Origin of the sequence: Streptomyces anandii JCM 4720, assembly GCF_014650655.1 — a bacterium.
In the GTDB taxonomy this organism is placed as follows: domain Bacteria; phylum Actinomycetota; class Actinomycetes; order Streptomycetales; family Streptomycetaceae; genus Streptomyces; species Streptomyces anandii.
Map to the genome: position 1 here is coordinate 1 of NZ_BMVJ01000042.1, position 12,022 is coordinate 12,022.

Annotated in this window: 1 protein-coding gene; it reads right to left on the minus strand. The window is 75.1% G+C overall.

Going from position 1 to position 12,022, the window contains the following annotated elements; all coding sequences use genetic code 11:
• Positions 1–12,022 (minus strand): type I polyketide synthase (locus tag IE249_RS34760; RefSeq protein ID WP_229859980.1); only part of this gene is annotated, 12,022 nt, incomplete at both ends.

A 12,022-nucleotide genomic window follows, 5' to 3' on the forward strand; every position in this document is an offset into this window, starting at 1 on the left:
TCGGCGAGCGAGGTCAGGCCCGCGACAAGGGCCTCCCGGTCGCCCCCGACGACCGCCGCACGGTGCTCGAAGACACCCCGCCCGGTGGCCAGCGAATAGGCCGCGTCAAGCGGCGCGAGCCCCGGATCGGCCGCCATACGGTCCCGCAGCCGCTCCGCCTGCGCACGCAGCGCATCAGCGGTCTTGGCCGTCAGCACCAGCGGCACGGACGGCACCCCGGAAGCGGAAACCGCAGCGGCGGGCTCCTCCCGCGGTGCCTCTTCGAGAATCGTGTGGGCGTTCGTGCCGCTGAAGCCGAACGAGGAGATCGCCGCCCGGCGCGGACGGTCCGCCGCCGGCCATTCCCTGCCCTCCGTGAGCAGCGACACCGCACCCGCCGACCAGTCGACGTGCGGGGACGGCTCGTCCACGTGCAGGGTGCGCGGCAGCACACCGTGCCGCATCGCCATCACCATCTTGATCACGCCCGCGACGCCCGCAGCGGCCTGCGTGTGGCCCAGGTTGGACTTGACGGACCCGAGCCACAGCGGCCGGTCCTCGGCGGGACGGTCCTGTCCGTAGGTGGCGAGCAGCGCCTGCGCCTCGATCGGGTCACCCAGCGTCGTACCCGTACCGTGCGCCTCCACCGCGTCCACGTCCGCGGCCGTCAACCCGGCGGACGCCAGGGCCTGTCCGATCACGCGCTGCTGCGACGGGCCGTTGGGGGCGGTGAGCCCGTTGCTGGCGCCGTCCTGGTTGACGGCGCTGCCGCGCACCAGCGCGAGCACCGGGTGGCCGTTGCGACGGGCGTCCGAGAGCCGTTCCACCAGGAGGACGCCCGCGCCCTCCGACCAGCCGGTGCCGTCGGCGTCCGCCGCGAAGGCCTTGCAGCGGCCGTCGGCCGCGAGTCCGCGCTGGCGGCTGAACTCGACGAACGCCGCCGGGGTCGCCATCACCGTCACACCGCCCGCGAGCGCCAGGTCGCACTCGCCGTTGCGCAGCGCCTGCACGGCCAGGTGCAGGGCGACCAGCGAGGACGAGCACGCCGTGTCCACGGTGACCGCCGGGCCCTCCAGGCCGAAGGTGTAGGCCAGCCGGCCGGAGACGACGCTGGCGGAGTTGCCGGTGCCCAGGAAGCCCTCGACGCCCTCGGGGAGCGCGGCCAGCCGTGAGGCGTAGTCGTGGTACATCACGCCGGCGAACACTCCGGTACGGCTGCCCCGCACCGCCGACGGGTCGATGCCGGCCCGCTCCAGCGCCTCCCAGGAGGTCTCCAGGAGCAGCCGTTGCTGCGGGTCCATCGCCACGGCTTCCCGCGGGCTGATCCCGAAGAAGGCCGCGTCGAAGTGGCCCGCGTTCTCGACGAAGCCGCCCTGGAGGGTGTAGCTGGTGCCGGTGCGGTCGGGGTCGGAGTCGTAGAGCGCGTCGAGGTCCCAGCCGCGGTCTTGCGGGAACTCCCCGATGGCGTCCCGGCCGTCCACGACCAGGCGCCACAGGTCCTCGGGGGTGCGCACGCCACCCGGGTAGCGGCAGGCCAGTCCGACGATCGCGACGGGGTCGTCCGCCACGGCGGCCGTCCCGCCGTTGGCCTGGGGCGTCGCCCGCCCGTCCGCTCCCGTGCCGTTGCCCAGGAGCGTGTCGCGAAGGAACTCGGCGAGGACGGCGGGGGTCGGGTGGTCGAAGACGAGGGTGGCGGGCAGGCGCAGTCCCGTGGCGGACGTGAGCCGGTTGCGCAGTTCGACGGCGGTCAGCGAGTCGAAGCCGAGTTCACGGAAGGATCGGTCTGCCTCGATCCTTTGCGAGGGGTCCGAGGGGTCGTACGCCAGCACGGCGGCGACCTGGGCGCTGACGAGTTCCAGCAGCGCGCCGGTCTGTTCCTCGCGCGGCAGCCCGGTCAGCCGGCGCACGAGGGAGCCCTCGCCCGCCGCCCGTCCCCGGTCCCTGCCGTGCGGACCGTGCGGGCCGTCCGTGCCGTTCGTGCCGCCGTCGAGGGGGGCGCGGCGGCCGGTGCCGGGCCGGGTGCGGACCAGGCCGCGCAGGAGCGGCGGCACACCGTCCGTCTCCGCCCGCGCCGCAACCGCCGCCGTGTCCAGCCGGATCGGGACCAGCAGGGGCTCGGCGCCCTGCGCGAGTGCGGCGTCGAGGAGGCCGAGTCCTTCGCCGGTCGTCAGGCCGGTGACACCGCCCCGGCTCATGCGGTCGCGGTCGGTCGACGCCAACTCGTCGGTCATGCGGCCGGGTTCGGCCCACAGGCCCCAGGCCAGCGAGACGGCCGGGAGGCCCTGGGCGCGCCGGTGGTGGGCGAGGGCGTCGAGGAAGGTGTTGGCGGCGGCGTAGTTGGCCTGGCCGGGGTTGCCGAAGACGCCCGCGGCCGAGGAGAACAGCACGAACGCCGACAGCTCGCGGTCGCGGGTGAGGTGGTGCAGGTTGAGGGCCGCGTCCGCCTTCGGGCGCAGGACGGCCTCGACGCGCTCGGGGGTCAGTGACGCGACGGTGCCGTCGTCGAGGACTCCGGCGGCGTGGACGACCGCGGTGAGCGGGTGTTCGGCGGGGACGGTGTCCAGCAGGGCGGACAGTGCGTCCGGGTCGGCCGCGTCGCACGCGACCAGCCGGACCGTCTCGGCCCCCGACTCGCCCAGCTCGGCGAGGAGTTCGGCGGACCCTTCGGCGTCCGCGCCGCGCCGGCTGGTCAGCAGCAGGTGCCGTACGCCGTGTTCGGCCACCAGGTGCCGGGCGACCTGGCGGCCAAGGGTGCCGGTCGCACCCGTCAGCAGGACGGTGCCGTGTGGATCGACCGCCGGGGCCGCCTCGGCGGCCACGGCGTCGGTGGTCGCGTGAGTGAGCCGGGGAGCCAGCAGTCGGCCGCCGCGGAGGGCGAGTTGGGGCTCCTCGGTGTTGAGGGCGGCGGCCGGCAGCGGGGCGGAGGCGTCGTCGGAATCGATCAGTAGGAGGCGGCCGGGGTGCTCCGCCTGCGCCGACCGCAGCAGGCCCCACGCGGCCGCGTGCGCCAGGTCGTTGACGTCCTCGCCGGGGCCGGCCGCGACCGCGCCCTGCGTGACGACGACCAGCCGTGACTCGGCGAACCGTTCGTCGGAGAGCCAGAGTTGTACGGCGGAGAGGGCCGCCACGACCGCCTCGCGGACGGCGTCGGCACTGTCCTGGCCACCGGCTCGCCCGGTCTCCGGGAGAAGCGGCAGGAGTACGGTCGCGGGCGTGGAGGCCCCGGATGCCACCGCGTCCGCCAGGGAAGGCAGATCGGGGTGGACGGGCGCCTCGCCCGCGAACGCCTCACCCACGACCACCATCGACAGCCCCGCGCCCGACGCGAGCGACGCGGCGGTGGCCGGAGCCGTGACGGGCGTCCACTCCACCCGGAACAGCGACCGGCGTCGCGCGGCCCTCAGTCCCCCGGCGGGGAGCGGACGGAGTACCAGCGAGTCGACGGAGGCGACGGGACGGCCGGTGTCGTCGGCCACCTGGAGCGCGACGGCGTCCGCGCCGGCCTTGGTCAGCCGTACGCGCAGCGCCGGGGCACCCAGCGCGTGCAGTGTCACCCCCCGCCACGCGAAGGGCAGCCGTGCCTGGCCGTCCGCGTCGTCGGGGAAGTATCCGCCCAGGCCCACGGCGTGCAGCACCGCGTCCAGCAGCGCGGGGTGGATGCCGTAGGCACCGGCCACCGGCCGCTCGTCCTCGGGGAGTTCGACCTCGGCGTAGACCTCTCCGTCCCGCAGCCAGGCGGCCCGCAGGCCCTGGAAGGCGGGGCCGTAGGCGAGCCCGGCCGCGGCCAGTTCTCCGTACCGCTCCTCCAGCGCGACCGGAGTCGCGCCCGGCGGGGGCCACGCCACCAGATCGGCCGGGGCCGCGTGGCCGGCCTCGATGACCTCGCCGGCCGCGATCACGACGGCGCCCTCGGCGTGCCGGGTCCAAGGCTCCTCGGCACTCCCGGTCTCGGGGCGCGAGTGCAGGGTGACCGTACGCCGCCCGGTGTCGTCCGGAGCGCCCAGCACGAGCTGTACGTGCACCGCGCCGCCGTGCTCGGGCAGGATCAGGGGGGCCTCGAGAGTGAGTTCCTCCAGCCGGTCGCAGCCGACCTGGCCGCCGGCGTGGGTGACCAGCTCGACGAAGGCCGTGCCGGGCAGCAGCACCGAGCCCGACACCACATGGTCGGCCAGCCACGGGTGGGTCCGGACGGACAGCCGGCCGGTGAACACCATCCCGTCGTCGTCGGCGAGTTCGACGGTGGCGCCGAGCAGCGGATGACCGGCCGCGGCGAGTCCGAGCGCGGCCGGGTCACCGGACGGGCGACCGTCCGTCCGCGGCCAGTACCTGCGGCGCCGGAAGGCGTAGGTGGGCAGCTCGACGCGGCGCGGGTCCGCAGGGGCGAACACCGCGTCCCAGTCGAGCCGTTGGCCGCGCACATGGGCGAGGGCCAGCGCGGCGGTCAGTGTGCCGCTCTCCGGCCGGCCACCGCGCAGCACGGGGGCGAAGGCGGCGCCGTCGTCGGTGACGCACTCCTGACCCATGGCCGACAGCACGCCGTCCGGGCCGAGCTCGAGGAACGTGGTGACGCCCTCGGCCTCGAGTGCCCGCACGGCCGGGCAGAAAAGCACCGCCTCGCGGACGTGACGGACCCAGTGGTCCGGTGTGCGGATCTCCTCGGCGGTGACGAGGGCGCCGGTGAGCGTGGAGACGATCGGGATGCGGGGAGCGGCGTAGGACAGGCCCTCGGCCACCTCGCGGAACGCCTCCAGCATGCCGTCCATGTGCGGGGAGTGGAAGGCGTGGCTGACCGTCAGGCGCCGGGTCTTCCGGCCCTGTTCCTCGAAGGCGGCGGCGATCGCCAGTACGGCGCCCTCGTCACCGGAGACGACCACGGAGGCCGGCCCGTTGACGGCCGCGATGCTCACCACGTCGGTGAGGTACGGGGCGACCTCGTCCTCGGCGGCCTGCACGGCCACCATCGCGCCGCCCTCGTCCGGCAGTTCCTGCATCAGCCGGCCACGCGCCGCCACCAGCGTGCAGGCGTCCTCCAGCGACAGCACACCCGCGCAGTGCGCGGCCGCCACCTCACCGATCGAGTGCCCGGCCAGGAAGTCGGGGCGCACGCCCCACGCCTCCAGCTGCCGGAACAGCGCCACCTCCACCGCGAACAGCGCGGCCTGTGTGAAGACGGTCTGGTCCAGTCGCCTGCGCCGGTCCTCCTCGCCCTGCTGTTCCATGTCGAACAGCACGCGCTTCAAAGGACGTTCGAGGTGCTTGTCCAGCTCGGCGCACACCGCGTCGAGGGCGTCGGCGAAGACAGGGTGGGTCGCGTGGAGCTCCTGGCCCATTCCCGGGCGCTGGCTGCCCTGGCCGGTGAACAGGAAGGCGGTGCGGGCCGCCGAGGCCACGCGGGCGCGGACGAGGCCCGCCGCCGTCCGGTCCTCGGCCAGGGCGGTGAGGCCCGCGAGCAGGGTCTCGCGGTCGGCGCCGACGACCGCGGCCCGGTGCGCCAGCGCGGCGCGTCCGGTGGCCAGCGTGTGTCCGACGTCCGCCGGCCGCAGTCCGGGGTGGGCGGCCAGGTGGGCGCGCAGCCGTTCGGCCTGGGCGCGCAGCGCCTCCTCGGTCGCGCCCGACACCGGCCAGAGCACGTCGGCGGCCTCCGCCTGCTCGGCCTCCCGCTCCTCGTCGGCGTGTGCCGGGGCCTGCTCGATGATCGTATGGGCGTTCGTGCCGCTGATGCCGAACGACGAGACCGCCGCCCGGCGCGGGCGCCCGGTGTCCGGCCACTCACGGTTCTCGGTGAGCAGCGTGACCGCGCCCGCCGACCAGTCCACGTGCGGGGACGGCTCGTCCACGTGCAGGGTGCGCGGCAGCACACCGTGCCGCATCGCCATCACCATCTTGATCACGCCCGCCACACCCGCGGCGGCCTGGGTGTGACCGAAGTTGGACTTCACCGAGCCCAGCCACAGCGGCCGGTCCCCCGCCCGTTCCTGCCCGTACGTCGCGAGCAGCGCCTGTGCCTCGATCGGGTCGCCGAGCGTCGTACCCGTGCCGTGCGCCTCCACGGCGTCCACGTCGGCGGCCGTCAGGCGGGCGTTGGCGAGCGCCTGGCGGATCACGCGCTGCTGGGACGGGCCGTTGGGGGCCGTGAGGCCGTTGCTGGCGCCGTCCTGGTTGACGGCGGAGCCGCGTACGACCGCGAGGACCGGGTGCCCGTTGCGGCGGGCGTCCGAGAGCCGTTCCACCAGCAGCAGGCCGACGCCCTCGGACCAGCCCGTGCCGTCCGCGCCCGCCGCGAAGGCGCGGCAGCGGCCGTCGGCGGCGAGCCCGCGCTGCCGGCTGAAGCCGACGAACGTGCCGGGCGTCGCCATCACCGTCACGCCGCCCGCGAGCGCCAGCGAGCACTCGCCGGACCGCAGGGCCTGCACCGCGAGGTGGAGCGCGACCAGCGAGGAGGAGCAGGCCGTGTCGATGGTGACGGCCGGGCCCTCCAGGCCGAAGGTGTAGGACACCCGGCCGGAGGCGATGCTGCCGGTGCTGCCGGAGCCCAGCGAGCCCTCGGCGATCCCCGCGCCGCCGGCCGTGCCGGACGCGGCTGCCGTGGACGCGTTCTCCAGGACCGAGGCGTAGTCGTGGTACATGACCCCCGCGAACACGCCGGTGCTGCTGCCGCGCAGGGACGCCGGGTCGATTCCGGCGCGTTCGAACGCCTCCCAGGCGGTCTCCAGGAGCAGCCGCTGCTGCGGGTCGGTGCCGAGGGCCTCGCGCGGGCTGATGCCGAAGAGGGAGGGGTCGAAGTCGCCCGCGTCGTGCAGGAACCCGCCCTCGCGGGTGTAGCTGGTGCCCGGGTGGTCCGGGTCGGGGTGGTAGAGGGCGTCGACGTCCCAGCCGCGGTCGGACGGGAAGGGGGTGATGCCGTCGATGCCGGCGGCGACGGCTTCCCACAGGTCTTCGGGGCCGCGCACTCCGCCCGGGAAGCGGCAGCTCATCGCGACGATGGCGATGGGCTCCTGCTCGGCGGTGGCCGTGGTGGCGACGGCGGTGGTGTTCCCGGCTCCCCGTGTGCCGGCGATCTCGGCGCGCAGGTGCCGGGCGAGGACGGAGGAGGTGGGGTGGTCGAAGACCAGGGTGGCGGGCAGCCGCATGCCGGTGGCCGCGCCGAGCCGGTTGCGCAGTTCGACGGCCGTCAGCGAGTCGAAGCCGAGTTCCTTGAAGGCCACTTCGGGGTCGATCGCGCGGGGGCCGTCGTGGCCGAGGGTGGCCGAGACGTGCGTACGCACCAGGTCGAGCAGGAGCCGCTCCTGCTCGGCCTCGCTCAGCCCGGCCAGGTCGTGTGCGAGGTGCGTCGAGGCGGAACGGCCGGCCCCGCCGCCGTGTGTCTCCGCGGTACGGCGGGACGGCACCCGCACCAGGCCGCGCAGCAGCGGGGGCACTCCCGCGGCGGCCGCGTTGGCGCGCACCGTCGCGAGGTCGAGCCGGGTCGGCACCAGCAGGGGGTCGGTGGACGGGAGCGCCGTGTCGAGGAGCCGTAGCGCCTCGGCGGCGGGCAGTCCGTGCACTCCCCCGCGGCTCATGCGGTCGACGTCCGCCGCGTCCAGGCCGCCCGCCATGCCGCCGTCGGCGTCCCACAGGCCCCAGGCGAGCGACACCGCGGGCAGGCCCTGGGCGCGCCGGTGGTGGGCGAGGGCGTCGAGGAAGGTGTTGGCCGCCGCGTAGTTGGCCTGTCCGGGGCTGCCGAAGACGCCCGCGGCCGAGGAGAACAGCACGAAAGCCGACAGGTCGCGGTCGCGGGTGAGGTGATGCAGGTTGAGGGCCGCGTCCGCCTTCGGGCGCAGTACGTTCCGCAGCCGTTCGCCGGTCAGCGACTCGACGACGCCGTCGTCCAGGACGCCGGCGGTGTGGATGACGGCGGTCAGCGGGTGCGCCGCCGGCACGCCGTCCAGTACCTCCGCGAGCGCGTCGCGGTCGGCCACGTCGCAGGCGGCCCAGGTGACCTCGGCGCCCGACTCGGCCAGCTCGGCGTTGAGTTGGGCGGCGCCCTCGGTCGCGTCGCCCCGGCGGCTGACGAGCAGCAGGTGCCGCACCCCGTGTTCGGCGACCAGGTGCCGGGCGACCAGACCGCCCAGCGTGCCGGTGGCGCCGGTCACGAGGACCGTGCCACCCGGGGCGTACGGGGGGTGCGGGCGGGTGTCGGCGTCGGAGGCGGACTCGGTGTCGGTGCCGGACTCGGTGTCCGTGTTGTCGATGCCGGTGTCGGCCGCGCGGGCCAGCCGGGGTGCGCGCAGGGTTCCGGCGCGGACCGCGATCTCCGGCTCGCCGCAGGCCAGGGCGGCCGGCAGCGCGGTGCCGGGACCGTCCAGGTCCACGAGGAGGAACCGGTCGGGGTGCTCCGACTGCGCCGAACGCACCAGGCCGTGCACCGCCGCGTGCGTCAGGTCGCCGACCGCCTCGCCCGCGCCCGCGGCCACCGCGCCCCGGGTGACGAAGACCAGACGGGCGTCGGCGAACCGGCCGTCCGCGAGCCACGACCGCAGCAGGTCCAGCGCGCGCCCGGTCGCCCCGGCCACCGCCTCGGCCGTCACCGGACCCGCCTCCGCTCCCGCCTCTGCCTCTGCCTCCGTGGGCAGGCACGGCATCAGTACGGCGTCCGGCACGGTGGCCGTGCCCGCGTCCAGGGCGGCCCGCAGGGCGTCGAGGTCGGCGTACCGTTCGGCCGCCTCAAGACCCGCAAGCGCCGCGTCGTCGCCCAGTACGGTCCACCGGCCGGCGGGAATCACGGCGGGGACCGGGACGGCCGCCCACTCGACCCGGAACAGCGACTCGTGCCGGCCGCCGACGCGCACGTCCTCCGCCGACACCGCGCGCAGCGTCAGCTCGTCGACGTGGGCCACCGCCCGGCCGGTGCCGTCCGCGACGGTCAGGGACACCACGTCCGGCCGTCCGGCGCCGGCCAGCCGCACACGCGCCGCCGAGGCTCCGGTGGCGTGCAGCGACACACCGCTCCACGAGAACGGCAGGCGGCCCCGGCCGTCGTCCGTCACCAGGCCGCCGAGCCCGAGGACGTGGAGCGCCGAGTCCAGCAGGGCCGGATGCAGCCCGTACGAACCGGCCTGCGCCCGCTGCTCCTCACCCAGTTCGACCTCGGCGAAGATCTCCCCGCCGCGCCGCCAGGCGGCCCGTACGCCCTGGAAGACGGGCCCGTACGTCAGTCCGGCCGCGGCGAGCCCCTCGTACAGCCCGTCGAGCGGCACCGCGACCGCGCCCTCCGGGGGCCAGACCGTGAGATCCTCGGCGGTCGCTGCCGCCGAGGTGGTCAGTACGCCCTCCGCGTGCCGCGTCCACGGCGTGTCGGAGGGCGCTTCCTCGGAGCGCGAGTACACCGACAGCGAGCGCCGGCCGGACTCGTCGGGTGCGCCGACCGAGAGCTGGATCTGCGCCCCTGCGGTCGTGGACAGCACGAGCGGCGCCTGGAGGGTGAGTTCTTCCAGGTGGTCGCATCCGACCTGGTCACCGGCGCGGACGGCCAGTTCCACGAAGGCCGTGCCCGGCAGCAGCACCGAGCCCATGACCGCGTGGTCGGCGAGCCAGGGGTGGGTGTCGAGCGCGAGCCGCCCGGTGAGGAGGAACCCGTCGGTGTCGGCCAGGGCGACGGCCGCGCCGAGCAGCGGGTGACCGGCGGCACCGAGCCCGGCCGAGGCGACGTCCCCGACCGGACGGCCACTGTCCAGCCAGTAGCGTTCGCGCTGGAACGGATAAGTGGGCAGGTCGACCTGGCCGGCACCGGTGCCGGCCGCACCGGTGCCGGCGTACACCTCGCCCCAAGCCACCGATACGCCTCGCACGTGCGCCACGGCCAGCGCGGTGGCCGCGCTGTCGGCCTCCGCCACGCCCTTGCGCAGCATGGGGACGAACGCGTGGGCGTGCGTCTCGTCCGCGCTCACGCAGTCCTGGGCCATCGCGGACAGCACGCCGTCCGGGCCGAGTTCGACGTACGTGGTGACGTTCGCCGCCTCCAACGTCCGTATACCGTCGAGGAATCGGACGGCCTCGCGAACGTGCCGCACCCAGAAGCCGGGGGTGGTGATCTCCTCGGCATCCGCGACGGCGCCGGTGAGGTTGGAGACGATCGGCATGCGCGGAGCCTCGTAGGAAAGCCCCTCCGCCACCTCTCGGAAGGCCTCCAGCATGCCGTCCATGTGCGGCGAGTGGAAGGCGTGACTGACCGTCAGGCGCTTGGTCTTCCGCCCCTGTGCCTCGAAGGTCGCGGCCACGTCGAGTACGGCGGTCTCGTCACCGGCGATCACCACGGACGCCGGTCCGTTCACCGCCGCGATGCCCACCGCGTCCGTGAGATACGGGGTGACCTCGTCCTCGGCGGCCTGGACGGCCACCATCGCACCGCCGTCGCCCGGGAGTTCCTGCATCAGCCGGCCGCGGGCCGCCACCAGCGTGCACGCGTCCTCCAGCGACAGCACGCCCGCACAGTGCGCGGCCGCCACCTCACCGATCGAATGCCCGGAGACGAAGTCCGGCCGCACACCCCACGACTCCAGCAGCCGGAACAGGGCCACCTCGATGGCGAAGAGCGCAGGCTGCGTATACGCCGTCTGATCGATCAGGCCTGCGTCCTCGCCACCTCCGAACATCACCTCGCGCAGCGGGAGTTCGAAGCAGGTGAAGATCTCGTCCAGGGCCCGCGCGAACACCGGATACGTCTCGTACAGCTCCCGGCCCATGCCGAGTCGCTGGCTGCCCTGACCCGTGAACAGGAACGCCAGTTTTCCGGGCCTGACCCGGCCGCGGAGCACGCCCGGGCGTTCGTCGCCGGCCGCGAGGGCGTCCAGGCCGGTGAGGAGGGTGCCGAGGTCGTGGCCGACGACCACCGCGCGGTGGTCGAAGGCCGCGCGGCCGGTGGCGAGGGTGCGGCCGATGGCGGTGGCTGACGTGCCGGGGCGGGCGGTGAGATGGGAGCGGAGCCGTTCGGCCTGGGCGCGCAGGGCTTCGGGGGTCCTGGCCGACAGCGGCCACAGGACCGGGACGCCGTTCGTCCCCTCGGGCGCTTCCTCGCGCTCTTCCCCTTCCGGTTCCGCTTCCGGGGCCTGCTCGAGGATCGTGTGCGCGTTGGTGCCGCTGATGCCGAAGGAGGAGACGGCGGCCCGGCGCGGGCGGCCGGTCTCGGGCCACTCCCGCGCCTCGGTGAGCAGGGAGACCGCGCCCGCCGACCAGTCGACGTTGCGGGTCGGCGCGTCGACGTGGAGGGTTCGGGGCAGGACGCCGTACCGCATCGCCATGACCATTTTGATGATCCCGGCGACGCCCGCGGCGGCCTGCGTGTGGCCGATGTTGGACTTGATGGAGCCGAGCCACAGCGGCCGGTCGTCCTCGCGGCCCTGTCCGTAGGTGGCGAGCAGGGCCTGGGCCTCGATCGGGTCGCCGAGGGTCGTGCCCGTGCCGTGGGCCTCCACGGCGTCGATGTGGGTGGGCGACAGCCGGGCGGTGGCCAGGGCCTGGCGGATGACGCGCTGCTGGGAGGGCCCGTTGGGGGCGGTCAGGCCGCTGCTCGCGCCGTCCTGGTTGACCGCGCTGCCCCGGACGAGGGCGAGCACGCGGTGGCCGTTGCGTCGGGCGTCGCAGAGGCGTTCCAGGAGCAGGATGCCCGCGCCCTCGCCCCAGCCGGTGCCGTCGGCGGCGTCGGCGAAGGACTTGCAGCGGCCGTCGAGGGCGAGTCCGCGCTGGCGGCTGAACTCGGTGAAGGTGCCGGGCGTCGACATGACGGTGACGCCGCCGGCCAGGGCGAGGGTGCACTCGCCGTTGCGCAGCGCCTGGGCGGCGAGGTGGACGGCGACCAGCGAGGAGGAGCAGGCGGTGTCGATGGTGACGGCGGGGCCCTCGAGGCCGAAGGTGTAGGCGACGCGGCCGGAGGCGATGCTGCCGGAGCTGCCGTTGCCGAGGAAGCCCTCGACCTCCTCGGGCACGCTGAACAGGCGGGCGCCGTAGTCGTGGTACATCACGCCGGCGAACACGCCGGTGCGGCTGCCGCGCAGGGACAGCGGGTCGA